Annotated in this window: 20 protein-coding genes, 1 pseudogene and 1 CRISPR repeat array; of the genes and pseudogenes, 8 read left to right on the top strand and 13 right to left on the bottom strand. The window is 39.6% G+C overall.

The window, feature by feature from the left end; genetic code table 11:
* Positions 1 to 81 precede the first annotated feature (81 nt).
* The 7 genes from TOL9009_RS0108015 to TOL9009_RS47010 all read right to left on the bottom strand — a co-directional run bounded on the left by TOL9009_RS0108015 (position 82) and on the right by TOL9009_RS47010 (position 8056).
* On the bottom strand, positions 82 to 1722 hold the full coding sequence (locus TOL9009_RS0108015; protein ID WP_029632343.1) for a hypothetical protein: 1641 nt from the start codon (positions 1720 to 1722) through the stop codon (positions 82 to 84).
* On the bottom strand, positions 1719 to 3389 hold the full coding sequence (locus TOL9009_RS0108010) for a hypothetical protein (protein WP_029632342.1): 1671 nt from the start codon (positions 3387 to 3389) through the stop codon (positions 1719 to 1721). Before TOL9009_RS0108010 ends, TOL9009_RS0108015 begins: the two co-directional genes overlap by 4 nt.
* On the bottom strand, positions 3376 to 3804 hold the full coding sequence (locus TOL9009_RS0108005) for a hypothetical protein (RefSeq protein WP_029632341.1): 429 nt from the start codon (positions 3802 to 3804) through the stop codon (positions 3376 to 3378). The genes TOL9009_RS0108010 and TOL9009_RS0108005 overlap by 14 nt, the downstream gene beginning before the upstream one ends.
* 2 nt (positions 3805 to 3806) lie before the next feature.
* Positions 3807 to 4625: a type III-B CRISPR module RAMP protein Cmr4 gene (cmr4, locus tag TOL9009_RS0108000; protein ID WP_029632340.1), complete on the bottom strand. Its 819-nt coding sequence runs from the start codon at positions 4623 to 4625 to the stop codon at positions 3807 to 3809.
* 2 nt (positions 4626 to 4627) lie between these two features.
* Positions 4628 to 5650: a hypothetical protein gene (locus tag TOL9009_RS0107995; RefSeq protein WP_029632339.1), complete on the bottom strand. Its 1023-nt coding sequence runs from the start codon at positions 5648 to 5650 to the stop codon at positions 4628 to 4630.
* Complete coding sequence (locus TOL9009_RS0107990) at positions 5635 to 7251, bottom strand: Cas10/Cmr2 second palm domain-containing protein (RefSeq protein WP_038296239.1); 1617 nt, start codon at positions 7249 to 7251, stop codon at positions 5635 to 5637. The genes TOL9009_RS0107995 and TOL9009_RS0107990 overlap by 16 nt, the downstream gene beginning before the upstream one ends.
* 661 nt (positions 7252 to 7912) lie before the next feature.
* The gene (locus tag TOL9009_RS47010; RefSeq protein WP_186227504.1) at positions 7913 to 8056 is read right to left on the bottom strand and encodes a hypothetical protein; all 144 of its coding nucleotides are present in this window, start codon (positions 8054 to 8056) and stop codon (positions 7913 to 7915) included.
* A 544-nt stretch (positions 8057 to 8600) separates the two neighbouring features.
* Positions 8601 to 9227: a CRISPR direct-repeat array (repeat unit 36 nt; unit sequence GTCACTTTTCTTCGGAGAAGTGGAATTAATGGAAAC).
* A gap of 341 nt (positions 9228 to 9568) precedes the next feature.
* On the opposite strand from TOL9009_RS47010, the gene TOL9009_RS0107980 reads away from it, so the two are divergent.
* From TOL9009_RS0107980 to TOL9009_RS0107955, 5 genes and pseudogenes are all read left to right on the top strand, one after another.
* The gene (locus TOL9009_RS0107980; RefSeq protein WP_029632337.1) at positions 9569 to 10624 is read left to right on the top strand and encodes an ATP-binding protein; all 1056 of its coding nucleotides are present in this window, start codon (positions 9569 to 9571) and stop codon (positions 10622 to 10624) included.
* Between the two features lie 28 nt (positions 10625 to 10652).
* Positions 10653 to 10844 carry a WCX domain-containing protein gene (locus TOL9009_RS0107975; RefSeq protein WP_029632336.1) on the top strand — a complete coding sequence of 64 codons (192 nt, stop codon included), beginning with the start codon at positions 10653 to 10655 and terminating at the stop codon, positions 10842 to 10844.
* 75 nt (positions 10845 to 10919) lie between these two features.
* A pseudogene (locus TOL9009_RS38540) lies at positions 10920 to 11307 on the top strand (hypothetical protein); the annotation flags it as partial.
* Between the two features lie 297 nt (positions 11308 to 11604).
* Complete coding sequence (locus TOL9009_RS0107960) at positions 11605 to 13188, top strand: DICT sensory domain-containing protein (protein ID WP_029632334.1); 1584 nt, start codon at positions 11605 to 11607, stop codon at positions 13186 to 13188.
* A 73-nt stretch (positions 13189 to 13261) separates the two neighbouring features.
* A complete protein-coding gene (locus tag TOL9009_RS0107955) occupies positions 13262 to 14053 on the top strand; it encodes an SAM hydrolase/SAM-dependent halogenase family protein (protein ID WP_029632333.1) in 792 nt (263 codons plus the stop codon).
* 98 nt (positions 14054 to 14151) lie between these two features.
* Here TOL9009_RS0107955 and TOL9009_RS0107950 read toward each other — a convergent pair whose 3' ends face one another.
* The 3 genes from TOL9009_RS0107950 to TOL9009_RS0107935 all read right to left on the bottom strand — a co-directional run bounded on the left by TOL9009_RS0107950 (position 14152) and on the right by TOL9009_RS0107935 (position 19148).
* Positions 14152 to 16938, bottom strand: a complete 2787-nt coding sequence (locus tag TOL9009_RS0107950; RefSeq protein ID WP_029632332.1) for a pentapeptide repeat-containing protein — start codon at positions 16936 to 16938, stop codon at positions 14152 to 14154.
* Between the two features lie 87 nt (positions 16939 to 17025).
* Entirely contained in the window at positions 17026 to 18408 is a 1383-nt protein-coding gene (locus TOL9009_RS47005; protein ID WP_063628680.1) for a DUF1822 family protein, read from the bottom strand.
* A gap of 104 nt (positions 18409 to 18512) precedes the next feature.
* Complete coding sequence (locus TOL9009_RS0107935) at positions 18513 to 19148, bottom strand: sigma-70 family RNA polymerase sigma factor (RefSeq protein ID WP_029632331.1); 636 nt, start codon at positions 19146 to 19148, stop codon at positions 18513 to 18515.
* 523 nt (positions 19149 to 19671) lie between these two features.
* Here TOL9009_RS0107935 and TOL9009_RS0107930 point away from each other — a divergent pair.
* A complete protein-coding gene (locus TOL9009_RS0107930; protein ID WP_029632330.1) occupies positions 19672 to 19998 on the top strand; it encodes a hypothetical protein in 327 nt (108 codons plus the stop codon).
* 56 nt (positions 19999 to 20054) lie between these two features.
* The gene (locus tag TOL9009_RS0107925; protein ID WP_029632329.1) at positions 20055 to 20552 is read left to right on the top strand and encodes a hypothetical protein; all 498 of its coding nucleotides are present in this window, start codon (positions 20055 to 20057) and stop codon (positions 20550 to 20552) included.
* 100 nt (positions 20553 to 20652) lie between these two features.
* Here TOL9009_RS0107925 and TOL9009_RS0107920 read toward each other — a convergent pair whose 3' ends face one another.
* Entirely contained in the window at positions 20653 to 22062 is a 1410-nt protein-coding gene (locus tag TOL9009_RS0107920) for a sensor histidine kinase (RefSeq protein ID WP_029632328.1), read from the bottom strand.
* Between the two features lie 667 nt (positions 22063 to 22729).
* Between TOL9009_RS0107920 and TOL9009_RS0107915 the strand changes: the two genes are divergently transcribed.
* Positions 22730 to 24955, top strand: a complete 2226-nt coding sequence (locus tag TOL9009_RS0107915; protein WP_029632327.1) for an EAL domain-containing protein — start codon at positions 22730 to 22732, stop codon at positions 24953 to 24955.
* Positions 24956 to 25020: 65 nt separating this feature from the next.
* Here TOL9009_RS0107915 and TOL9009_RS0107910 read toward each other — a convergent pair whose 3' ends face one another.
* Positions 25021 to 25800 (bottom strand): energy-coupling factor ABC transporter ATP-binding protein, encoded by a 780-nt coding sequence (locus tag TOL9009_RS0107910; RefSeq protein ID WP_029632326.1) that lies wholly within the window; start codon positions 25798 to 25800, stop codon positions 25021 to 25023.
* 108 nt (positions 25801 to 25908) lie between these two features.
* Positions 25909 to 26685 carry a cobalt ECF transporter T component CbiQ gene (gene cbiQ / locus TOL9009_RS0107905; protein ID WP_029632325.1) on the bottom strand — a complete coding sequence of 259 codons (777 nt, stop codon included), beginning with the start codon at positions 26683 to 26685 and terminating at the stop codon, positions 25909 to 25911.
* Positions 26686 to 26721: the final 36 nt, after the last annotated feature.

The raw sequence follows: 26721 nt of genomic DNA, 5'->3' as shown, positions 1-26721 counted from the left end.
GCCGAAATCAATACCAAAAATCCTTAAATGAACCGTATTGGCAGGTATTCCACCCCAAGTAGCGCAGTCTCGACGATTGATTTATACTAAAGAATCTACAATTTCTTGCAATCGCTTGCGAAGCTTAGTGCGATCGCATGGCAGTTTGAGAACATCAATAGCCTCTAAGAAGGGTGTTTTTACATGATTGTGATAAGTTTCCATCACGTTAGTAACGCTAGGTTTTGTTTTCGGATACCCTAATAAATATTCAATTACATCGCTATCTTCCACCCCGCGTAGATTGTGCATTATTTGATTGCGTAGGTCAGATTCCCCTAAATGTGCCCAAGGCTTAAAATTGCTATTTAATGCACGTAGCCACTCCAACATTCCAAAACGAGTAAATTCTAATGCTCCATCGTTTTTACGATTATATAAATAATAGCTAATAGTGTGTTTAGCAACTGGAAAATTTAATAAAGTCAATATTTGATTTTTAGTATTCTCTAGATTATCACTTTTTGTAAGTTTTAGTTTGTTTCCTACTTCATAATCATTAATTAAAAATAATCCTTGACAAGTCCATCGAATTAATTTGGATGCAGCTACACCGCGATATTGATTGCTAATTTTAGCTGTTTCATGAATAATTGCAACCTTCAAAAAAGTTTCTTGTGCCGCTGCAAGTAAAGAAATTCCTTGTAAATAATTATTTTGATTGAAGAAAAAGCTTATTAACTCTAAGCTATCAACAATTCTCTGACTGGCGTTATCAATTTCAAAATCCTTACTACTATTTTTATCAACACTATAAAGATTGAAAAAATTTACCATTATTTTGATTTTATCAAGTTCTGGTTGAATTCGTTCTATCCCATCTAGCATTTTTAATGCTGCACCAGGAAAACCACTAGTAATTAATTGCTTTGCCTTTTGAATTTGGATACCGCGCCAATATTCAGAATTTATACTACTAACTTCTTCTTGCTTTGCTTGCTGGGTGTATTCAACTTCTGGAGATTCAGATTGCTGGGAGTATTCGACTTCTTCTGCTCGCAATTCTTGATTATATTTAATATCATAATATTGATTGCTCAGAACAAATTTAACTTTTTTAAATTTGTTCAAACCCACAAATTGTACAGCAGAAGAGATTGCAGGTGTCCCGGCTTGATGGCTTATATATACAGGTTTTGATGGATTATATTTTATATTTTCTAAAGTATTGGCAACTAATTTATAAGTTTCATTCCAATGGTCTAAACCTTGACCTGATGTTGGTGCTAATTCTAAAAAATCATATTTTAAATTAAAATTTTTAACCTTTTCTCGGAAAAACCATTCTAAGATTGGTTTTAATGTTAAAGTATCCTGCCAATACGGACTTTTTTTATAACATCTTTGTTCTTCTTCAAAAATATTTTCTTGGTTGGTTAAAAGTACAATTACTCTCTCTAATATAATATTATTAACTTTAAAATATTCACGAAAAGTATTGAGTAGTGGAAAATCTAAATCCGAGTCATAAGAATTAGAATGATTTTCATATACCCGACCTAAAACTCTTGCCGGTGCGGTGTAACCTGCTTGTTTTTTATCCTTATCAATGCGGTCAGGTTGAGAAAATTCTTTACACTCTAAATCATTCCTAACTTTTTGATAAAATTCAGGTTTACCCCAGTTCTTATCATCCTTGAGAATAACATCGCTATTACCAGTAGTCACAATCCAAATACTCATACTTTTTCCTCTGGTTTCCAAACTTGGGTAAAGTTGCTATCCGTATCTAAAAAGTCTAGAAAGTCGCAGGTTTTATCAGAATTATCAGGAAATATTGTTAGTATTTCTATAAATTCTTGACCTTTGCGCTTAATATCACCATCTTGAGGTTTGATATATCGCGGGTACATGCGATGCCAAATTCTGCCGATTTGACTCATTTTCCCGGTTAGAACTGAGCTTTTAATTGAATTAGTTTCTTCGTAATTACCGTGAAACCATTTAACTGCTTCACTGTCTGTAATATCTTCGGCGATGCGTGCCCAAACTTCTACTTTTTGAGGATGCCAAACTTCACGCCAGTTACTATGTTGGTAATTAAGATTTCTTCCTCTTGATTCTACCCACTCTTTAATCGATTTATCGAGAAAATTTAAGAAATTTGTGATGCTATTTAGATTCCTTATTGAAATGTAGAAGTTTTTAGATTTATCTACAAATTCCCAATGACAACCTATCATCGGTTTTCTATTCCCTTCTAAATAATCTTCAAATACTAAGCGATGGTCTACTCTTCGCCAAGATTTACCAAAACCGCCTAAAAGCATCGAAAATTTAACTAGTTGAATAGCTAGTTTTTTTAACTTATCTCTTTCATCGTCAGGGACTTGACGCAAACAAAGGATATTTAATACTCCTTCAGTCAATTCATATGTTGGCATGTAAGAATTATTGTATCTGTAGGAATCAATATCTAGTTCCAGTGGATTAAACGCGATTCCTAAAAGTCCCACAACGGCATTTTTATCTGCAAATCCTCCCCAAAGTTCGCGGGTTAATTCTTCAGCGGTTTGTTCATTGGTGACACCGCTAAATAACCGCAATGTATGACCGCGTAATGCTGCTTTAAACATGTTTGGACGAAATTCGCCAACATCATCAATCAGCTTCGATGCTAATCCTTGTCCCGATAATCCGACTGTTACTAATTTAGTTTCTGGGTGTTTTACAGGTTGACCGTAACCTGCACTGACACGGCAACCAATTCCTTTCTCTAAAGCTTTTTCCCAGATACCCCAAATTGTATTCCATTCAGTTTCATCTTCTTTTAACTTAATGGTACTAGAAATACCAAAAATCAAAGTTGGTTGATAAAGGGATATTTGCAAAAATGCTGAATGGTTTTTATGATTATTTTCTTTTACTTGCCAATCTTGTTGGGGATGGATAACATCTACTAATTCTGTTTCCTTCCAAGTATCATCTTGGGGATATCCACCGTGAAAACGCAAAATACCAGGTTGAGTTTGATTATCTGAAGTATTTCCCCCGCAATAGCGTTTTTTTTGTTCTGGAGTGCAAGCACGTAAAAACGCACCTTTCATACTTGCACCGGGATAATAAGGAAATCCCCCTGCTGCAATTACTGGACGAATAATATCTTCATCCTGTCCGCTATTAGAAACAATTCGCCAGGTAATTTTATATTTTTTTGTTTGGAATATTTTACTGTGTTCTTGGGAGATAAACGTCGGAGATTGATTTTCAGCACCCTCTTTCCATTCCTTAACCCAGCGTTTGATATTGGTGGTGTCCCCGATATATTGAGTTTGCCCCCGTCCAGAAATCTGCGCTTGAAACATCAAGGGGACTTCGTTGGCGTTATTATTGGGGTTATTCTGCGTCATTATGACCTCCGGGAAGCTTATATCTCTGAGTCCACCACACTAAGCTGTCGCAGAATTGCGCGAGAACAGCTAAACAGATACGTTGGTCTTCAAGGGGAAGATTCCACAACTTTTCTGCTGTTTCTTGAATCTTTTTCGTGTCACGACTTTGTATTTCTTCTTTAGGAAGCAATATACCAGTTGGTTGCATAATGACTGCAAAGTTTTTCCATGTATCGCGCCAATATTTACCTTTATTTTGCTCTTTTGAGTCATTTTTAGCTATTAAACGCAGGTGTTCTCCCCAAAACCGCTCTAACCCAAACGCAACTGTTGTCCGCATTTTGTGGGATTGTCCAATTACACCTTCTATATCGCGATATTGTAAGACTAAACTTTGTGCTTGTTGGTCTAAATTATAGGGTTGCCAAGTCATATTTATACCCCCTCCAAAGTGATAACGCAATGTCCAAAACCGATGGATTCTAACCCACCAAGATACATTTCTGCTTCGTTTTTTCTAGCTTTACCGAATGGTTCCCATTTTTCATCGGGTTTATCTTTATTTTTCTTAATCGCAATGGGAAAAATCAGGATTGTTCCTTCAGGTAAGGCTTCGGTATTGAAAAAACCACCACCATCTACGACTTTTTCATTATCTTTCAAACGCACGCGACTTTGGCGATATAATGCCATGTCGTGAATCATTGAAATATCAGCATCATCGACGACAACCGCAGGTTGTTCTTTACCAGAGGGGAAACAATGACTGAGGTTTTCTAATTTATTAACTGTCAAAAAGCCCAAATTGAAAAATAAGGTTTTCTGACCTCGCGATTCGCGTGCTTTTAAAATGCTAGAACCAGTATAGCGATCCGGAATCTCAAAGTCTTTACCTGTAATACGTTTATAGCGTTTAAGTAAATAGGGACAAGTTACCCATACAATCGGTTGACCGGGACAAAATACGGGAAGCCAAACTATCGAAGCATGTTCAAATTTAATGATTGACTCGTTATTAATGTTTGACTGTTCGGAAGCAGCACCTTCACCGTACCAGTAATTAGTCTCAGTTTCGCCAGTATGTTGACGCATATCTGCACGAAAACGACCGCGTACCGAACTACCGGGAACAATACCTGTTTGGGTAAATTGTTCGCGGAAAATCAAGTTTAAATTACCAGCTTCTTCTCCCGCAGTTGCACCAACATGTAGGGGTGATAAAGTTTCAATAACCCCGTAAGCTTTTTTGTACATTATCAAGCAACTCCTTTAATTTTGATTGGTAAACACAAACCACATCCCACTCGTTTTAAGCTGTAGCCTTCGTTGGGAAACCAATTGATATCCCAGTCCCACCAAGGTTTATTAATTGGTGTTTCTAAGACATAAACACTACCTGCTGGAACTGCGTATCTTCCCCTTCCGAGTTGTCCTTTGGCGCGATAACGGTAATGGATGGGTTTGTCGGTTAACATTTGGATATTTGCACTGGGGAAATTTTCTTGTTGGGGGTGACGGTAGGAAAAGCGGGTTGAACCCCAAATTCCTGGTGAAATTAAAGCAAATGTCCGTTCTACAGGTTTATTTAATAGTTCGAGTACATCAGAATATGTGATTTCTTCACACTCGATTTCGACTAAATGGTTTTCTCCACCAAAACGATACCAGCCATTTTCAATTGGATAATTGGAGAGGTAAACAATGGAAGTATCTTCGGGTATTTGCACGGAGTTTTCTAGAAATAATCCGTCCTTTTGTTTCACGCATCGTTGGTTAGATTCTAAGCTGGGGTGGAGTGAGGAAACAAATTTCCAAGGATTTGTGGCGACAGATTCATTATCTTTGAGAAGTTCGGCTGAATTTTCCCAAGCTGTGATTCTTTGCCATTGGTAATCTGGTTCGATATTATCTTCTAAGCTGTGATTTTTGCGGCTGAATTGACCATCTACAAATATCCATTCATCTACACCTTTTTTACTAATAATTTTTGACCAAGGTATAGGAACATAAAAGTTTTGCTTGTCGTTGTTGTTTGTTGTCCAAAAAGGTCCCGCAACAAAAAGATTATTACTTAATTCTTGCTGAAGCTTTTCTTGTTCTTTTTTCGGTAGTCCTTCTTGATTAATTTTATTAATACTAAAAATTAAACCTGATAGCGTAGCGGCTTCGGGAGGGAATTTGGCACCAGAACGACCAACCAAATTTTCAGGAGAAAGAAATGCACCTGCACTTCCGTACATCATTCCTAAGGGAGTAATATAAATTATATATTTGAACATAAGTGCCAGCCAACTTTAATTAAATTAATTATCCATTCCACTGTGGCTTGTGCGCGTTCGTAACCGTTTGCTTCTTCACCAAAACCAACTATATTTTGAGTTATTTGATCATTAAGTAATGTATTGGCTATTTTAGGAAAATAAATTTCCAAAAATTTGACTGCAAACTCAATATTGTAAGTTTCTCGGTCGATTTGAAAGGCATGGCGTGCAGTTAATTGTGCTAAGTCAGTGTATATATGACTCCAATTTGGTTGTTCATTGTCGTCAAAATTAGTTTTTTCCCATTGCAAGTAGGTTTTATGATTCTTATCGCGGTATTCTCGCAAAATACCCAAATATTTCCAAGGACAAGTCCACTCAACGTACTGTCCGCTATTAAATAAAATTCTGATAGTTACTCTGTTACGTCCTAAGGCTTTTGCTACTTTTTCAGCTTCTCGGCAGTGTTGTAAAATATCTCGTTGGGGGACACTATGACCAGCCCAAATAAATCCAACACTTAAGGTTATATCTTGCTCGTGTTGTTTCCATTGTTGGGGTAATTGCATCAACCAGTTGAGTACATCTTGTAATTGGATGGCTTTTTTCTCTTTTTCGCTGTAAATCGCCCCTAAAAAATCATCACCACCAGCATAAACTACTCGTCCTAATTGTTTCGGAAATTCATTACTAAATTTCTCTCCCCAAAGACGCATCGCTTTACTAAAATTTTGAATTTCTTCATCACCATTTTCTAATTTTGCTAACTTTTTTAAATGGTCTCCAACTTTGTCACCATCTCCCATAAACCAACCCGTCCAACGCCCTTTATCTGTTTCAGTTACCTTTTCAGGACGGCGGTAAATATCGCTGAAGCTATCACCAAGAGGAGTCATGCCCAGATTTTCGGCTATATCTTCTCTGGTAACAAGCCTTTTAACTAATTCTGGTATGCTTAATTTCTCATTTGGAGCAATAAATTTACCTGATGGTTCTTCGTTTAGCCGTTTGTACTCTGATACGCAAGCTAGATTTTTATAGAATTCTTTGATTTGTTTGTCTTCATCTTTCCAGTGGCGATCGCGTGGATTTCTATCTTCTGCACCCAATCCCGGAAATGCAATTCCATCTGTACCTGTTAAACTTGAACTCTCCCCTATCCAATTAATCGCCGTCCAAGCACGGGAAAGTTTATGGGTTTCTAAATCTGCGATCGCTTTTTCTATCGTATTTCCCTCTCCCCAAAATACTTCCCAGGCATAGTTTCCCCAATTTCGCCATTCCCGTTCCCAGTGATATTCCTGAGGTAGTTTCTTTTCTACCCAAGTGCGACATTCTTGCAGTATGCGTTTCCAACCTGCAATCAAGGCATCATGAGCTTGTTGTTCGCTAAACTCCCCTTTGAGTAAAATCCGATTTGGCATTCCTTTATCAAGGTTGATAATTGCCGGCGAAATTACCTCAGTCGTTTCTCGCGCTTCTAAGACTATCTGCTGGCTAAGATAAGAGAGAATCTGCGATGCTCCATGTAAATCTCGCAGCTTCCGCGATTTTTCAATATGTCCCTGTACTGGCGCAAAGGTGACAACAGTGTATGTAGACTTAATTACGGTATCCACAGGGTTTATACATATAAGTTTTTTCGTCCTGTTGTTTGACAATTGAGTATCAATTTTTGCTTTAAAATCCGTACCAAAAAATAGCCATCCATAATAGCGCTAGCACTTATACTACAAGCTGGGTATCCAGTTTGCAGTAGTAGTAATCCAGTCCATAAGGCTGTCGTATTCAAGCTGATTTAAGTTAACATATGTACCTCAGGAATACGCAAGGGTTTTCGTGCGAATGACGAAAAAGTTAAAAGTCAATAGTCAATAGTCAATAGTCAAAAAGCTTATAGGGCAGACTTCTTGGCGGTTTTGAATGGATGGTTTATTTACGCCGCACTGTACTAGTAGCGGCTTGCAATTGAATCCAATACACTCTCAATACTGCTCGGTTAAGGAAATCGTAGGTTGGGTTGAGGCTCTGCGAAACCCAACAAAGCCCCCCAAATGTTGGGTTTCGTTCCTCAACCCAACCTACACGGGTTAAGGTTTTTGGGCTTAACCGAGCAGTATTGAATACACTCTGACCTCTCCCCAACCCCTCTCCTACGAGGAGCTACAGTGTACACACAAGTCGGAAAAACTTCATCCAGCTTTCATATTTGCGGTGCAAGACGCTGGCGTGACAAAGCTAAATTGTTGCAATCATGGCGATGTCTACGGCTGGCTACGCCTACGCATTTGTTATTTCGGCGGCGATCGCATTTGTTATTTCGGCGAACTCATTTGTTATTTCGGCGAACTCATTTGTTATTTCGGCGAACTCATTTGTTATTTCGGCGAACTCATTTGTTATTTCGGCGTGTCCATAACGCACGATAGTGGCGTGTCTAGACTAAAATGTTGCAAAAAAATTGTAGGTTGGGTTGACGTAACCAAACCCAACCTACACCGAATGCAGGATTTTAGCCAATACGCGCTACTACGAAACTACTAGAAGAGTTGAAACCTATGCTGGTTATACTTGTGTGTACACACAAGTCGAATTACCCCCCTTAATCCCCCCGATGGATTGGGGGGAAATTAGAAAATCTAGTTCCCTCACGCCACTTGCTACAACGGAGGGAACCTCCGCAACGCAGTGGCTCCCCTTTCCAAGGGGAGGGTTAGGGTGGGGTAATTCGAGAACTGGTAGTGATTCGATAACTTGTGTGTACACCGTAGTACTCCTCCACACCCTCGCGACGGGGTAAGCAATGTGCTTCAAACTCCTAATAGTTCGTTGACCCCGCCGATATCTTGTTGTATATAGGTTTCAGACGTTTTATACAACCCCAAGATGTCATTTCAGCCAACTGGTGATAAACCCCGTCGCAAATCGGGTCTTGACATTCGGTGGAGTAGGGGTTTCAATTAGAGGGGTGACTTTTCTTCGGAGAAGTGGAATTAATGGAAACAGCATCGCACACTCAGAGTAGAAGTTGATGGGTTCTAGTCACTTTTCTTCGGAGAAGTGGAATTAATGGAAACTAGATGGTGTCGCCATAGCTGAAAACCACTCTTGTGTCAGTTTTCTTCGGAGAAGTGGAATTAATGGAAACTTAATGGTTTCGGTGGCTGGATGAAAGGTGGCAAGAGTGTCACCAGTCACTTTTCTTCGGAGAAGTGGAATTAATGGAAACTTCTCAATCACTTCACCTGTGAACTTATCTACTGCGTCACTTTTCTTCGGAGAAGTGGAATTAATGGAAACACAGGAGCAAACAAAGGTAGTGGTGTGGACATCAGTCACTTTTCTTCGGAGAAGTGGAATTAATGGAAACGGTTGTGTTTTCAACCCTTTGCTTGGCGATCGCTAACTCTGAGCGTCACTTTTCTTCGGAGAAGTGGAATTAATGGAAACCTCCTGTGTTTTCTCCTACGGGAATTTGGGCAGAGTCACTTTTCTTCGGAGAAGTGGAATTAATGGAAACACCGGAACTACCTTGCACTGTGGGTCGGTGCTAGTGGGGGTCACTTTTCTTCGGAGAAGTGGAATTAATAAAAACACAAAAAAGGGGCAGAATATTCTGCCCCTTTTTCATTTCTCAACTCAAATAATCGTCGAACCGGGAATCTCAATTACAGGTGGTTCACCCCAAGTTTCAATCTGATTTAAAGTATGCTTCGTTATCGGATAAAACCGTACCTTATCTTCACATTCATGACGTACAGAATATTGAATTAACCGCAGATGAAGATAGATAAACGCCGATGGACGCAGATAAATTTGTACCTCAGTTCCTCATTCGCTTTTCAGGACTCGACACACCCAGACATTAAACATAGGATAGAAAGTAAAGCAAATTCAATAAAATATTCCTCTTAAATTTCTGCCTTTCATATTCCGATGTCTGCATCAAATATCTGCCACTTTCTCATCGGTGTTCCCGGTAGCGGTAAATCAACCTTCGCAACTGCACTCTGCAAACTCGGTAACTATGTCATCGTCTCTACCGACGAAATTCGCGCTGCACTCTACGGTGATGCTGCCATTCAAGGCAATTGGAATGAAGTTGAAAACCAAGCACTCGAAAATGTTGAAAATGCACTTGCATCCGGTAAAGGTGTCATCTACGACGCAACTAACTTCAAACGCGCTTTCCGCATGGATTTTTTAATCAAGGCAGAAAAACAAGTAAAAAGAGATTCTGTTGACTTTCCCGTTTGGATTGCCTGGTATCTAAAAACACCGATTGAAACCTGTATTGAGTGGAACCAAAAACGCGATCGCCAGGTTCCTCCAGAAATAATCGAAGCCATGTCCAAATCACTCTCAAACTTTCCACCGCTTCCAGGTGAAGGTTTTGCAGCAGTCGAAGAAGTTGATGTCACAACACTTGAACCGAATACCGCAGCAAAAGCAGCACAAATCGAAAAGCGCATCAAAACCCTGCAACGTCGCATCATCAACCGTCACAACCGCACCCAACACAACGGTATCACCTTTCATAACTATAGCCATTTGCTTGATTTTGACCGTTTAATGCACTTGATTTCCCTCATTATCAAGTATCCCGGTATCGGTAACTTGCACGCAACTAACCCCAATTTGCTGCACAATATTTTAGGCAATGTACCTGAATTTACCAATGATATCCAAGAAATTACTGCTATAATGGCGAAGTTGCGCGGCAATATCTACGCTAACCAAGAAGCGATCGCCAAAGACTTGCAGTGGTTGGAAGAAAATGGTGTAATAGCTGGAAATATAAGACAACAGAAGCTAGAAGCACAGATTCCTCTACTCTCCCCATTCTCCACTCATTCCTACTCAGATATCGAACCCTTCCAGCGCTTGATCGGAACAATTCGCTTTATCCTTCACCACCCTTTTTTAGCCAACACTGATAAAGGAAGTTTACCAACTCTAGCGATCGCACTTCAACAAGCGGGAATTATTTAAAGTCAATCTTCCCAAGTCTATATTTTCGTTGAAACAAACCGATGATAGAGAATTTCCCAATCGATTTCAGGCTGTATTACCTAAATGGTCATTAGATGAATTTGATTTATTGCGGTGGATTATTGGCTTTGGTGGAAATGTGAAAGTGATAGAACCACCGGAATTAGTGGAGAAAGTGAAAGGAGTTGGTAGCGGTATTATTGGAGTTTATGACAAATGAATACATGAAAATATTTAATTTTACCCATTGTACCAAGTTAATATAAGTTTTCAGCCAAAAGTGCATCTATCAACAATGCCAAAACCCGCAGATACCAGCACTAAAAAACTAATTAGTCTTGCACCTGATAATTGGGTACGATGGGTGACAAATATTCCCAATATTCGAGCCGGTGAAATTTTATCAGGGGAATTTCAATGGATAAGCCGAGAAAGTGAGCAGCGCGTTGCGGGGGTTCCCCCCCGTTGTAGCGACTGCGAACCCGTAGGGTGATGTATTAATCCGTGCAACCAGTCCCGAATACGGGGAATTTCTGGTTTTAAATGAATTACAATTACGCTACAGTTCTAAAATGCCCAGACGAATGCGTTCCTATGCAGCACTTGCAGAAGAAAAATACGAGTTACCTACTTACCCTGTGTTGATTAACATTTTGCAAACAAGCGATCGCACATTTCCAACTAATCCTATTTAACCCAATCGGTAGGGGACTTTCAACAAATACAGTGTAGTTCCCATTTCAAAATCAAGGATGACTTGCGACAATTTACATAGAATGATAAACTCCCTTAGTTTCATGCTGTAGTGAGTACTAAATCTTGAGTAAAAATTTATTCTCAATAGCTAGCTACTTGGTAGTGAATAATACTTAATCATTCGTTTGATTTCGTAGTATTGTGGGAAAAAATGTGCTCATAACGGTAAAAATCACTCTTTGTAACTATTTGTTTTTTATCCTTGTCTTTCTTGTGCTTGCAAAATGAATGTTTCTCTAGCTCAGGATCTGTCTATATATCAACTAGCTTTGAGCGTACAAAATCCTCCTCAACCACTACCTCTTAGTGCTGCTACTCTGCTGTCGCTGCTGCGATCGCAAATTGACTTATTAATTGAGCATAAAATTGCAGCCACTTTATGGGTAAAGCTACCACCACAGAAAATTTGGCAATCAGAATTAGCGCGTTATCACTCGTGGGTAAAAGCGTCTGATGTCATCTATAGTTGTGACGTGGATCTGGTTCAAAGGTGGAGAAAAGTCCGAAGTTCGGACGACTCAAATGGACATTTGGCTTCTAGTGACGAAAAAAGCATTATTCCATCGCTTCATTACCGCCAAGTGCAACTACCCCCAGATAGCCAACTGCGACGAGAATACTTTTTAATGGTGTTGTCACCGCAGTATGTTAGTTTAATTTTGGCACAGCGATGTCTGACGACAAGCGGCTTCTCTACGAGACGCTCCGCGAACGCGTCTACGCACAAAATAGGCAAAACCGATTTCACAAAAGTAAAAGGCAATAAAACCCCAGCTTTACTAACGATAAATATTTTTGAAGGAAGAATAATTCAGCAAGTTTTAGATGGTATAAAACAAGCAACTGCACCAGATTCATTTTCTCTCGTCCCGGCTGATTTTATTTGTCCAAGTATGCCGGATGCAACATTGATAAGTTCCCTGCTGGTAAAACAACTTCAACGACAAGAAGAAATAAATCGGCAAATGGCTGTTAGGCGTTTTAACAAAGTTCAGCAGCGAAATCAAAAACAATACAATAAAGAAGAACTTAAAGATGAATATTTAAAGAATGTGTGTCAAGAATTGCGTACACCCCTAACGCACATGAAGACAGCACTTTCATTGTTGAATTCCCCTAATCTAAAACCGCCACAAAGACAACGTTATTTACAAATATTGAATAGTTTGTGCGATCGCCAAAGCTCCCTAATTACTGGTTTACTGGATCTGGTAGAATTAGAGCGCAATTTAAACTTAACTACTTTAGAGTCAGTACGCCTGAGTGACATTGTACCGGGGGTAGTCAGTACCTATCAACCTTTAGCCGAAGAAAAAGGCATTCTCCTCGCCTACACCATACCCAATGACTTGCCAGCGGTTAGATGTGTCACTGGTAGGTTAAGGCAGATTGTTATTAATTTATTACATAACAGTATTAAGTTTACACCTAATGGTGGTCAAGTATCGGTGCGAGCCTTTGTAGGCGGAACTTACCCGCGTGAAGGCATCCAAAAAGCATCTACCACTAGCCGGGTTCAAAGAAATTATATCCAACTAGAATTTCGCGACACAGGTATAGGTATTCCCGAAAACGAGATTCCCAAAATCTTCGATCGCTTTTATCGCGTGCGTTCAGGGGCAACAGAAGACAAGGGAGGCGCCGGTTTAGGATTAACGATTGTTCAGCAACTGCTAGGACACTGTGGAGGCTCGATATCTGTCAAAAGTAAACTGTGTGAAGGTTCTATTTTTACAGTACAATTAGCGATCGCTCATGACGATAGGGCAATGGGTATGGGGAATGGGACATCGAAAGAATCCTATTAGAACGCGCATCAAAACTTGAGCGTCTTTAATGCCCAATGCCCATTGCCCAATGCCCAATTCTTAACAACTAACAATGTTTATCACCTTAATTGCAGACTACGGAAATGGCGATCCGGCTTTTGCTGAGGTTACGCAGCGTTTATTAACGGAATTGCCGCAAGCGCAAATAAATTTAGTTTCAACTCCGGCTTTTAGTACCCTCGCTACTGGCTTTTGGATTGCTCAACTTGGTTTGAACATTGGTCAGGAAGAACGTTTAATTTATCACAATTGTGCGCCCCGCCAAGATGATAAACAAGCTAGACGGAACAATGAAGGGGAGGGATTAACTTATGCTCTCCTTTCTAATAATGTTAAAGTCGTTGGTGTTAATGCTGGTTACACCCTCTCGTTTATCAAAGATTATGCACAAGTGCTGCATATTGTCAACGTTTCTAGAGGCGGTTCGCAATTTCGATCGCGTGATGTATTTCCCAGTGCAGCAGGTGCAATTGGTAGAGGGGATTTAAGCGTTTTGGGAGAAGTTTTGAACAAAAGTGATATTCCTGATGCACCAAGCGATCGCGTAGCCTGGATTGATGGTTACGGTAACATCAAAACCACCATCCCCGCAGATAGCATTAACCTCAAACCTGAAGCCAAAGTAATTATCCGCGTCGGTGATGTAGTAAGTGATGCAATATATTCCGACGGTAGCTTTAAAGTCCCAGAAGGAACATTAGCTTTTGCACCGGGAAGTTCTGGTTGGTTAACACCTGATGGAAAGCGACAAATTCGTTGGATGGAATTATTTCTACGTGGTGGTAACGCTTGGGAACGCTTCGGTAAACCGCGTGTAAATCAGTTAGTGACTTGTATTGGATAACACAAGTAATACCAGATTGTTAATCCAACAATCATGATTTTAGTTGATGAGTGGGTGGTGCGATCGCCCACCAACAGAGATGCTTTAGGTGATCATATTCAGAAATCCCATGTGAGGGGAATTTCTGCGGGGTTCTGGCAAATTACTGGCAGCCAACTCGCACAAGGAAACTCATCTTCTAAACCTTGTAGTTTAGAACGTGCCTCACGCACCGATTGATATAAAGGTTTACCACTAGAAAATTCTGTGAGAAGATTCTTCAAAAACTCCTGTGCTACTTTGTCAGGTACTGGTTCACGCATGACAATCATTTGGGGAATATGCAAATCTCCTAAATTAGTTGCTAATCCCAAACCATCGCAGGAGTTAAAAATTGCCAGGTGCAAACCTCGTTCAATAGCTTTAGTCAGAGCATTTTTTAACTCAGCAATAGTTAAACTATCAGTTTGGTTGATGCGAAAATGACCAATTTCTTTCTCAGATTGAGTAAAACTGTGACCAGCAAAAAAGAGAATATCCCAAGGTTGCAACCAAAGTTCATCATTTAGTACTTGACGTTGTGGTTCTACTAAAAACTTGACTTCGGTGTTGGGTAATTGTTTAAGTAAAATTCTATCTTTTTGAGTATTAATACCAGTGCTATCTCCTAATATTGCTAATATTTTGAGATATGATTTCGAGGATTTAGACTTTTCTTTTTTCTCATAAGTAGTTGAAGAAAGAGCAATTTCTGCTTGAGGATAGCGTTCAAAAAAATCCCAAAGCTGCAAGGGTATCCGCCGTAACTGAGTATCTTCTGTTTGCAGGAGAATCCGAATAGATTCTGATGGATTTAACTTTTCTAGTAATTGCTCTTTAACAGACCGAAATAATTCTGAATTTAACCATAAGTTTAAATGTTTTTTGAAATCATGTGCCAAATTATCACATTCCTTGAATAATTCTCGCTTGCTAATATTGGTAACTTGTGTTTCTGGAAACTTGATTCGCAAACTTCCCTGTAAGCTTTGGCGATATGCAGATTGCCATTGATTGTATACTAAAGCTAATTCTGAAGCCGGAGGTAATTGACCGTGAGATTCAAAATATGGGCGATCGCCTTCTAAACTGATTTGTATTGTAACTGGAAATCCTCTACTTAAGTCGCCTTGACCCAATTTTAAAATCACCAGCTTTCCCTCGGTTAATTTATTAACATTGGGAGCTATCATTTGCATTAAGTTCTTTAAATCTGATTGGTGTTGACGATAAAGACTAATTTGTTCATCTTTACTTTTTAATTCTGCTTGATATCTTATTTCTAACTGTTGGAGAGCAAATTCATAATTTTGAGTAAATTCAGCGTGGATTCTTGCCTTATTGGTTGACTCTGGTACATCCACACGCACAACTACAACATCATCACCCTTATTTTCAATACTTTTAATGGCTAAAGGAATGCCTTCATTTTCTATTTTTACTTTTGCTAAAGCCGCAGATAAAGCCTGTAAATCTAAACCGTTGCGGAAAATTAAATCAACAGTATTTATGGCTATTTGAAATAGTTTAGTAAATTCTCCATTAGCAAATTCTCCACTGCTAGGACGACGTTCTTGTTGATTATTTAAAAGATAAACGTAGTCACAAATAACTCTTTGTAGTTGAGTTTTGCTGTCAATATTCCAGGCTTCTAAACAAGCTCCAGTTAACCTTGATTCCTGAAAATTTGTAGCTACTGCTTGAGTTTTAGTCAGGTTTGCGTATTCTAGATTTGCACACTCTAAAGTAGCATCACTAATATCTGCTTCGCTTAAATTACTATAACTCATGTCAGCATAATCTAGGTTGATACCTTTGAGATTACAGCCGATATAAGATTTATTAGTGCCTCTTTTAGTAACAGCTAAATCTTGAATTATTGGGTTAATTAAAATAGTATTATTTAATCTGGCTAAATAAAGATGATGCGCTAAATGAAAATTAGTACGAATAATTTTGGCGTTGCCAAAGTTAACATTTTTCAGTTTGGCACAGCTAAAATTAGCATTGGTTAAATCTGCCTCCTGAAAGCTTGTTCCACCGATGCTAGAGACAGCAATAGCTAATTTTTGTATCCAGAGAAACTTTTTATCTCGATCACCCACTCGCCAACTGATATAACTAACAAATAATATTACAGCAAAACTGCCAATTGTCGCTGCGATCGCAGCTTCTTGGACTGCTTCAGCTTTTAAGTTTGGCAGTCTGTTAATCCCTGCAAATACTTCAGCGACTGCAACACCAATTCTCGTACCAGCTATAGTTCCAATAATACTACTGATAAACATGACAATTAGAGCTACAATTGCTATTGTTATCCCAGCAATTTGTTCAGCTACAGTCACCAGTAATACCATAATTATTAACATGACATAAATAATTAATGTGGTGACAGTAACACTCACAATACCAGCCGGAATTCCCGCAATTTTACCAGTCATGATTCCTAGCACAAATCCACAAAATATAGCTGTGCAAGAAACAACAAAAAATGCAGATGATAAGCTTTTGTAAATAGTAGTGATGGCAAAAACTATAAAAATACTTAAAACTATAATAGCCGCAAAATAATTGTCTGGACTAATTGAGTAAGGGAAAAGCAAATATCCCGTAAACACTGGTGCAAATCCTGAGACTAATCCTAAGATTATAGTTATTAGTAATGTTAACAGAACTAACCCAAATACCAATTTTTTCGGTAATCCAGCTTTAGCATTTTGGAAGTTAGCATTTTTAAGAATAACATTAGTAAAATTTGCCCCACGAATGTCAGAGTTACTGAAGTCTGCACCTATAAGGTTTTGACCGCTAAAGTCACGTCCTTGAAGATTTTTACTTGCAAAATTAAGAAGGAGCGCTAGTAACATAATAGTTTAATGTAGGTATGGTTTTTGCACTTAAGAAAAAAATATTTCTGTTGCTAATTGTTCCATAACCTACATAGTTTGATTCAATTAAATCACAAAATCTTCACTAAAATTAGCATTACCCAAGGCTACTTGCACGCTAAATCTTTCTCCCATTTCACAGCTAAATTTGAGTTGAATATAAACATCTGCATGTCTAGCAGTGACTTCACGCAATATTTGTCCAGAATCATCCAGCAATATTAACTTTAAATCTGGTGGTAAATAATTATCATTTCCTGCGGGGTAAAGTTGCAAAAGCACGCTAACATCACCATCAATTTTTTGTAAAAATGCCACAGCCAAAGCTACAGCTTTGCGTGCAATCTCCATTCCTAAATCAATTAGTTTAACCCTCCTGATTCCCACAGATGGATTTTCTGGGTCAATTTTTCGTAAACTTTCTACGGCTATCCATAGAGTTTCATCATCTGAATTACTTCGTAACAAACTGACCAAAGCTTGAATTGCTTGGGAACTACCAACAGCAATTTCTCCTAACTGCTTGGCTGCTCGTTGCCGTTGCCTTTCGTCATTTTCAGATGATAATTGCTGAATAATTGCTGCAATTTCATCAGGGGTTGACTGAGAAGCTTGTAAGTCAGTATAACTGCGGGTTGCAATGGCGATCGCTAAGTTTGGTAATGTAGCAAAAGTCTGCCATTCTGGCTCAAAAATATTTTCCCACCAGCGACTGAGGACAGTGTAAGTTTGATTAAAAGAGCCAGATAGTAAGTTTATCTGTCTATTTTGACTCAACCCAAATTCTGCCAAATCTTCGTTTATTTGTAATTGATCGTGCAGAAGTTTAGTGGTCAAATTCACACTTTTAATGTATGCGCGATAAGCTGCCACTGGTATTGTTAAAACATCACTCCAAGCTTGTTCTTGTTGGTGAAAGAGGACTAGTGTAGATATTTCTAAAGCTTGTTTTGTACCTATTTTTAACCCTAATCTCTCAATCTCATCAGTTTTTGGCTGTTGATTTACTAACCCATGATAATAGTCTCCTATAGTTAATAATATATCATAAATATCACGCGAAATCCTCTTAGCAACTGGCTGTAATAAATTGCCAATAAGCATCGGTTGTACGTGCCAAGTTTCAGCCAATAAATCTTGTGTTGAACCAGAAATATGTGCGGGAATAAGTAAATCAACATCGGAAATAAAATTAGTTTCCGTAGATAATACCATCACAGAAACAATCTCTGCCTCTGGTTCAGTCACAATCATTACATAGCGGGGTGGAGTGTTCCCTTGGAAAAAGCTTTGAGCTTCGGTTGAGTAGAGCTTATTTTCTTCATTTAAAGAAAATTCTCCATAATATTGCACCTGGTAACTTAATTCCCAGATTTCTCCAGGTTGTGGTGTTATTGGGTAATGTTTTTGCATATTAGCAGGTTTGGATTTTTCACGTTTTCTACGCATAGGGTGACATTTCCCAATATTGAAGGATAATTAATTGTCTTAACAAGTAAGCGCATGATTCTATGCCGATAAATAATAAATTTATTAAAGACTTGACAAAAACCTTACCATGTAGATTTTGAACGTCTACGAGTATCTTTGAGTTTAGTATTTTGTTGTTCTTGTTTAATAACTTCGGGTTGCAGTAGTCCTAATTCGATGGTGACACGTCCGACTAATTCCTTCCAACGCTTGGAAACTTCCCCTTGACTAATTCCCAATGCAGATGCTTGTTGGGTTTGGTTTTTACCTGCAACTATAAGTTGCCATATTTTGAGATAACCGCGATCGCCATAACGCGAATCTAGATTAAAAATAGCTTGTTTTGCTTTGCTGATTAAATCAGCACGCGCTACAGCATCCCACAAGTCGAACTCATCAGGAATTGTCTCTACCAAAGAGATATCTGTACCAGTAATGGTTGCATCGAGACTTTGGTGCTTTCGCAAACATTCTTTTTTGACAAAGTTAATAATCTCATACCGTGCTACAACAGTAGCCCAACGCTGAAATTCTTTAATCCCACCCTGAAACTTACCCGCGTTCAGGGCTTCGTAGACTTTCATTATGGCAGTTTGTGCGGCATCTTCGCAAGATACGGAAGTTTCTCTAGTATATTTGCGAGCAATCTTAGTGATTAGCTCTTGATGCTCTGCATCAATTAGTATAGTAGCAGGCTCTGCCACTGGTTTTGACTGCATATATTATCTCAACTTAATAAGCAGATTAGTTCCAGAGACTAATCTCTAATTTGTTTGTTCCAGATTTACCTAGTATTTTTGAGAATAAAAACACAGGTAGTTTGACTACGTATTTTATATATAGGTTTGGATATGGGATTTTATGCATCCACTGAGTAATTTAATTTGGGCTAAAAAGCTTTGTAAGCAAGGCTTTAATAACTTTCTCTCATGTCATCCAAAAAATTTCAGAAAAATTTGGAATAATCTATTTTGCTCATTTGTTATTGAAAGTGAGGACAAAAGAAAGCACCTCTAGAGATTATAAATAATTAAATGTGAGGAAATACTCATGAAGAATCATCTTCAAATCAAAAGCCTAATTCTCGGTTTATGTGATTACTCCTGATTGGCTTGAATAATTTGTTTGTCAGGATAGTGGAGTAATACAACTACAACCGCTATCCAATGATGAATAGCAAAATACCCTGATTTTACTTGTCAAGCAATATTCCAACCTAATCAAATTTCCAGGGATTATCTTATGGCATTAAATACATCGAAAGTTACCCGAACTCTCTTTTTATTGCTAGTTAATACTGCTCCTGCGGTATTCATTTCTAGTACAGCAGTCATGGCAGAACCTGTTCCTGTTGTACCTCCTCATTTAAGAACTCCACTACCAAAAGTCTGTATTGACCGTGGACTTTCTGAAAATGCTTGTGCAAAATTTTTATCAGAGCTTCAGGACAGTAGAATTCTTCGCGACATCAGAATCCAACGAATACCGGAAATAAAAATTCCTGATCGTTGTCTTTCTTGTCCACCTATTCCTACGATTGATTCCCAGATTCAGCCTGTTGTGAAGTAAGAGAACTAGTTTCTCACATTAAGAACAAATCAAACATTACAAAGAAATAATCATTTATGATTCGTCCAATCTATGCACTTTCTCATTTAAGTGTCGTTGCTATGAGCATTGCTACAATCGGCATATTATCAGCTGCTGCTGCTCATGCAGACACAAAGGTTGTGGTTCGCATGACTACAGGATCTGACGATTTGCGTGGTGGTAACAATGCTTTCATTAGCCTCAATTTGGTAAGCGGAGGAAGCACTGCTGAACAACCCCTTGGTGGTGGTTTTGGTCAAAACAGCGTTGTTCAGCGAAATATCACTTTTAATGAAACGGTGTCGTTAAATCAAATCAGGAGTATCACCATTCGTCACGATGGTTCTCCTCGCTCTGGTCATCCTTTTGATGGGTATGATAATTGGGACTTGCAAAGGATTTTAGTCTCCTTTGCTAACCGCAGTTTTCGTCCTACTGGAAACATTTACAACTCTGTCAATGATCCAGCTAGAAGGCGTTTTGTACAACGATTTACTGGAGAGACTCGCCAAATTGTGTTGCCCCGGCAATGATTTTTAATTTTTCTAGAAAGTTGCGATCGCTTTGATTTTAAGCGATCGCATTTTTTTAATTTTTTTTGGCTAATTCGATGACTTGTGTACACACCGTAGCTTAATCCTTCAGCGGCAGAAAAATCGTTAAAACTTCGCCGTGCTGCGGACGCTGACGGACAATTAGCTTACCGCCGATCGCCTGAAATAAATGCTTTGTCGCAGAAAGATTTAAACTAATTACACCCGTCTCTGGTTGGAACATCAACAATTGACCTAAAGCTTTACGAATTGGTGGGGTTACGGCTTCATAAGTGTTGTCACTATGTTTGCATTGACTATGCGGTGATAATTGTAACTTTAATTGATCGCCGGCAGGAATAACGTGTACTTGAATATGGCTACCGGCTGGTAAGCTGCGGGTAAAATTTTCGATTAAACCGGTGAGTACGCGATCGAGCATGGAAGGATTGCTTACCACCATTGGTAATTGCTGCGGTAAGACAACATCTAAAGTTAAATTACGTCGATTTGCGGTTTGTTGCCAACGGGGAATGCTCTGTTGTAAAACTTGATCTAGAGAAGTTGGTGTCAGTTGAGTGTTGCTCGATTTTGCGGTAGCACAAGTTTCTAACTCTGCGGCTTTAAAGAGCAACTCCATACGATCAATTTGCTCTGTACACTCGTGATCGATAACTTCCAAGCGCTTGATCACGTTTGCTGGTAATGTTTTCTGCTTTAATAGCAGACGTGTCATGGTACGAATTGTTGTCAACGGTGTGCGGACTTCGTGAGCAAAAGCTTGAAGCAATTCTACATCGGGACGGGGTGAACGATGAGCAGAGGCAGAAGAAGGAAAATGTTCTTTATCGTGTCGGTTGGTGGTTTTTTCTTCTTGGGGTAGTTGCGTTAACAATAACTGACTAAATTGCATCAAGATGTGGTAATCTGGTGCAACTGGTTCGTATTTCTGTACTAAAGAATTGAGTTCAGCGTAAAAATCAGGATTGTTTAGCATGACTCTCGCACCAAGCGATCGCCACGCCATCTGAACTACTTCTGGATCAAAGGAAAAGGAAAACCTTTTTTTACTGCAACTATCTTCTGCTAAAACTAGTACTAATCTAAATTTTTCTGTAAAAATTAAGCAAAATTGCTCACTTCCCAACGGATCGGCAGCTAATAAAGGCAGTACCGATTCATGAGGAGCAATTTCATCTGCCATTACTGTTGTCCCAGTCGGCATTTGAAATGGCATCAATGCCAACGGGTTGAATGGTTTTGCTGTAAAAGTTATTGTTTGCAAGCTTTGAGTTAATCTAGGATCGCTGAACAAAGGTGCTGGTGCAGCTAAAACTAATCCTTGGGTAGCATCAGTTGAAGTAGTTGCTAAAGTATTTAATAGCAACTGTTCAGTTGCAGCTAAACTGACGCACCACTGCCGGTCTGATGCAGCAGGTGAACATTCAGCCACGTTTAATTGACTTTCGGCTAAAATTTCACTCAGACTTGGCAAGATCCATTTGTACACAGGTTTTCACCTCTTAGTTCACTCAAGGGCTGACAGCATCTATAAAATACATATCTACTATGAGGTTATAGTTATTTGTGTACTGTCAACAGTCGTAGAACCGAACACCTTAGGAGCGATTTCCCCTAGAACAGCGATTGAGTATTCATTGTGGCTAGTGAATATTATTAGCTAGAAACGTTGCACCACTCTTAACTAGACATCTCCAGAGTCATACGTAGAGACGTAGCACTTGGTAGTCTAATCAAGGGTTTAGGGCAACGCATAATTAGTTTCTACCAGATGTCTACTGTAAAATTGCATAAGCCAAAAAGTGTTTGATATTTTGCACCGGACGATTAAAATCGCGGCGTTGCGCGTACAAAGTCCGCCTATGCGGACTAATTAGCATTCTTGTTTGCGTCTCTGCGTGAGATAAAAAATTGCATAAGCCGATGCGATTAGTGCGATCGCGCTGCTTTGTGCCAAAGCGGCAAAGCTACTATTTAAAGAACTAGTTAAAAGGATTTATCTAGAGTGAAATTGAACGAAAGTATTTCTACTGTGTTTGACTTTACTTGATATACTTTATACATAAAACATCAAATCTTTATGTACTTAAATCTTTTATAAGAAGAATAATGGGAATACTAGGGTAAATCAGATTCAGTAAAGTGCTTACCTACCTATGAACCAAAAATCTCCTATCACCAAGACTTGTGCTTGTTGCAATGTTGTACGCTGTCGGAATAGGGAAGCAGGCAAACTCTTTCTCTGGTTCCCCGTTCCACATACCCTGAAAAAAGTTACCTCCTACCTCCAGCAGTTTGCCGTAAAGTATGAACTGATGCACGAGCGACCAGGACTGAGTTTGGACTGTAGACCCGGACAGGCTCAAGAAATTGCCCGTAACCTGGCTCAACTATTTGCACCCAGAGAATTAAGAGAGACGCAAGTCCTTTTCATTCGAGGCACTATCCAGCCTCAACTCCAAGATTTTAGTGACATAGCCTCATTGCAGCGCTTCATTAAGTTCAACCAGTCGGACTGGCTGGTTGAAATGCTGGCAACAGAACGATTCACTAGTCACTTCCAAGCGATCGTCTCAATTAAAGATACATCCCAGATTTATGGATATGAATCGCTCTTGCGGGGGCTGGATGAACAAGGCAATTTAGTATTGCCAGCACCTATTCTGGATTTAGCAACAGAAGCCGGACTCCTGCCACAACTAGACCGAGTTGCTCGTCTGAGCGCAATCAATCAATTCACCCGTCATCAAGTGAGCGGGCATATCTTCGTCAATTTTTCACCCACAGCCCTTTATGACCCTGCTTCTTGCCTATACAGTACGGTAGAAGCAATTGATCGAGCAGGCATTTCCCATGAGCGCGTCGTCTTTGAAGTTGTGGAGTCAGACACTCCTCAAGATTTAGCCCACCTCAAAGCAGTGCTGCAATACTACCGGGATGGTGGGTTTTTAGTAGCCCTTGATGACCTTGGTTCTGGTTATTCCAATCTGAACTTGCTGCATCAGTTACGTCCTGACTTTATCAAGTTGGATATGGAGTTAATTCGAGATGTGCATCAAGATTTGTATAAAGCCTCGATTACTGAGAAACTTCTAGAGATCGCTCAAAAGTTAAACATTCAGACCGTTGCTGAAGGAATTGAATGCATCGAGGAACTAAACTGGCTGCGAGAACGAGGTGCAACGCTTGCCCAAGGCTATTTGATTGCCAGACCTAGTGCAGTCCCTGTCACTACAACCCCTCGTTTTGATTCGATCGCCTTAACTGTCGCATCTGCTTCTCAGCCGGTTAAGCAGCGCGTCCAACACCAAACTGAGTCCGAGCGAATTGTCGCGGCTGTTACCCAGCGCATCCGACAATCATTGGAGTTGAACGAGATTTTGCAAACTACAGCAGCCGAAGTGCGACAACTGTTTGAGGTAGACCGAGTGGTAATCTATCAGTTTAAGCCAGACTGGAGTGGGTTAGTTGCTGTAGAATCCCTAGCAGAAGGGTGCATGTCCATCCTGGGATTTAACGTTATGGATACGTGCTTTCAATCTACACATGCAAGTTACTACCAACAAGGCAATACTACATCGATTGAAGATATTGAAAATGCCGGACTATCGCCGTGTCATGTTAAGCTCCTGCGGAGTTTGCAAATCCGGGCAAACCTTGTGGTACCCATCTTGCAGCAAGACCATTTGTGGGGGTTATTGATCGCTCATCAATGTCGTAACTCCAGACGATGGCAGCAATCCGAAGTTAACTTGCTTAACCAGCTAGCAGGTCAAGCAGCGATCGCTATTCAGCAATCGGAACTTTACCAGAAATTACGACAAGTAAACCAGGAATTAGAGCGTGTTGCCTCTTCAGATGGTCTGACTCAAGTGGCAAATCGACGCTGCTTTGATGATACGCTTAAGGTCGAGTGGCAACGGTTGGCATCAGAGCAAGCCTCACTATCTTTGATTTTGTGTGATGTAGATTACTTTAAGCTTTACAACGATACCTATGGACATCTGGCAGGAGATGACGCACTCAGACATGTTGCCAAGGCAATCTCTCAATCAGTCAAACACCCTGCTGATTTAGTTGCTCGATATGGTGGAGAAGAGTTTGCAGTTATTTTGCCGAATACCGATGTCGAAGAAGCTATCATACTTGCTAGAGAGATCCAGACTAATATTAGTGCATTACAACTGCCCCATCGGAATTCTCAAGTCAGTAAATTCATCACCCTAAGTCTTGGCGTCACAACTATTACTCCTGATAATCAATCATCTGCTGCCACCTTGATTACTGCTGCTGACCAAGGACTCTACAAAGCAAAAGCACAAGGGAGAAATTGTATCGTGCAGATGGACTGTGAAAAGCCTAGCATAATATCTATTATTTAGTACCTCATAAGGCAAATCAACCCGGAGAAAATGAAATGCCCGGTATGGATATGCACCATTAACAATTAATAACTAACTTTGATGGGTGCATCTTTAATTAAACAATAAGGACGACTGTAGCACAGTGGAAGTTCTAAAGCGTGAGCCTGCAAAAATTCTGAATCGTTCATTACCTGCTCAGTCTCACCATCGAAAACAATTTCCCCTTGACTCAATACAACAGTGCGGGAACAAAGTTCCAAAGCTAAATCTAAATCGTGGGTAGCAATTAGTTGAGTAAAAGGCAAAGTTTGTAACAAATCAATTAACTGACGACGCGATCGCGGATCTAATTGAGCAGAAGGTTCATCCAATACCAAAACCTGCGGATTCATCGCTAAAACCCCTGCGATCGCAATCCGTTTTTTTTCCCCTCCAGACAAATTATCAGTATTTCGTTGCCCAAACCATTCTGGATCGATATCAACCGCAGCCATAGCTTCAAGAACCCGCTTTTTAAGTTCTTCGTCTCGCAAACCCAAATTCATCGGACCAAAAGCAACATCTTCCCATACTGTGGGCATAAATAGCTGATTATCTGGATTTTGAAAAACTAATCCGACAAAGTTCCGAATTTCTCGCAAATTCTTAGGTTCTACTAACCATTCCCCAATAATTACTTCTCCTTCTTGAGGTAAAGTAATTCCATTTAAGTGAAACTGTAACGTAGATTTTCCTGAACCATTTGCTCCAATTAATGCTACCTTTTCCCCAGCTTCAATAGATAAATTAATTTTTCTTAAAGCCTGAGTTCCATCAGGGTAGGTATAGCTAAGATTTTTGATTATTATCGGATTATGATGCATCAATATAATCTGATATTAGTTAGTGGTTAATTGATAGTTGATAGTGGGTAGTGGTTAGGGGATAGTGGTTATTAGTTAGTTGATAGTGGTTAGTAGACAACTTATAACTTACAAAATCAAATAAACAGCTTGTCCAATTAATGCTAAAATCACCGTCAAAGTTAAAGCGATCGCATCATTTCGTCCTGGTTCTGGTAATTTTTCTATCGGCATTACTCCTTGATAACCCCGCGACAGCATCGCTTGATGAATGTGGTTTCCTCGGTCGTAAGTGCGGATAAATAGCGCTCCAATCATATTACCAAGTACCAAACGAATAGTTTGATTACCGTTCATCAAGTTGCGCGATGCTGCGGCTCGTCGCATAATGTTAAATTCACCGATCAACACACCAATATAGCGATACATTGAAGCCAAAATTGCGACTAACAAAGGTGGGGTTCGCAGTTCGATTAAAGCATTAAGCAAGGCTGATACTGAAGTTGTTAAAGTTAACAAATTCAACATCAGTAAAGATAGCAACGCCTTAGTGGTGACACTACCTAACACAGTTAGCCCGACTGTAGTAATTTGCAAGGGACCCCAAGCCCAAAGTACTGTACCACCACCTCGGAACAAAGTACCCAAAAGCACAACACCCACAAAACCGAACTCAACAGCTAAACGTTTTAGTAGCACGCTGAAGGTGACTTTACTGAGTAATAAAATGCTTGCCACAGCCAAGGCATAAATTGCCCAAGTCCACCAATGTCCATTTGGTGTGAGGGCAATTGCAAATACAAGCAGCAATGTACATAGTATTCGGGTGCGGGGAGCGAGTTTGTGCCAGAGAGTAATCTGTTTACTATTAACATCAAGAGCGATCGCCCCAATATGTAGCAGCATCTAAGAATTTTGGATTTAGGACTTACGCATTTTGAC

This window comes from [Scytonema hofmanni] UTEX 2349, from assembly GCF_000582685.1.
Classification (GTDB): Bacteria; Cyanobacteriota; Cyanobacteriia; order Cyanobacteriales; family Nostocaceae; genus Hassallia; species Hassallia hofmanni.
The sequence above is the reverse complement of the archived record's forward strand: the minus strand, read 5'-3'. Positions and strand labels throughout refer to the sequence as shown.

Excerpts from the sequence above, each read along its gene's own strand:
- TOL9009_RS0107980 (WP_029632337.1), top strand. The coding sequence starts at position 9,569 with ATGTCTGCATCAAATATCTGCCACTTTCTCATCGGTGTTCCCGGTAGC.
- TOL9009_RS0108010 (WP_029632342.1), bottom strand. The coding sequence starts at position 3,389 with ATGACGCAGAATAACCCCAATAATAACGCCAACGAAGTCCCCTTGATG.
- TOL9009_RS0107995 (WP_029632339.1), bottom strand. The coding sequence starts at position 5,650 with ATGTTCAAATATATAATTTATATTACTCCCTTAGGAATGATGTACGGA.
- cbiQ (WP_029632325.1), bottom strand. The coding sequence starts at position 26,685 with ATGCTGCTACATATTGGGGCGATCGCTCTTGATGTTAATAGTAAACAG.
- TOL9009_RS0107935 (WP_029632331.1), bottom strand. The coding sequence starts at position 19,148 with ATGCAGTCAAAACCAGTGGCAGAGCCTGCTACTATACTAATTGATGCA.
- TOL9009_RS0107955 (WP_029632333.1), top strand. The coding sequence starts at position 13,262 with ATGTTTATCACCTTAATTGCAGACTACGGAAATGGCGATCCGGCTTTT.
- TOL9009_RS0107915 (WP_029632327.1), top strand. The coding sequence starts at position 22,730 with ATGAACCAAAAATCTCCTATCACCAAGACTTGTGCTTGTTGCAATGTT.
- TOL9009_RS0107930 (WP_029632330.1), top strand. The coding sequence starts at position 19,672 with ATGGCATTAAATACATCGAAAGTTACCCGAACTCTCTTTTTATTGCTA.
- TOL9009_RS0108005 (WP_029632341.1), bottom strand. The coding sequence starts at position 3,804 with ATGACTTGGCAACCCTATAATTTAGACCAACAAGCACAAAGTTTAGTC.
- TOL9009_RS0107950 (WP_029632332.1), bottom strand. The coding sequence starts at position 16,938 with ATGTTACTAGCGCTCCTTCTTAATTTTGCAAGTAAAAATCTTCAAGGA.
- TOL9009_RS47005 (WP_063628680.1), bottom strand. The coding sequence starts at position 18,408 with ATGCGTAGAAAACGTGAAAAATCCAAACCTGCTAATATGCAAAAACAT.
- TOL9009_RS0108015 (WP_029632343.1), bottom strand. The coding sequence starts at position 1,722 with ATGAGTATTTGGATTGTGACTACTGGTAATAGCGATGTTATTCTCAAG.
- TOL9009_RS0107910 (WP_029632326.1), bottom strand. The coding sequence starts at position 25,800 with ATGCATCATAATCCGATAATAATCAAAAATCTTAGCTATACCTACCCT.
- TOL9009_RS0107960 (WP_029632334.1), top strand. The coding sequence starts at position 11,605 with ATGAATGTTTCTCTAGCTCAGGATCTGTCTATATATCAACTAGCTTTG.
- cmr4 (WP_029632340.1), bottom strand. The coding sequence starts at position 4,625 with ATGTACAAAAAAGCTTACGGGGTTATTGAAACTTTATCACCCCTACAT.
- TOL9009_RS0107925 (WP_029632329.1), top strand. The coding sequence starts at position 20,055 with ATGATTCGTCCAATCTATGCACTTTCTCATTTAAGTGTCGTTGCTATG.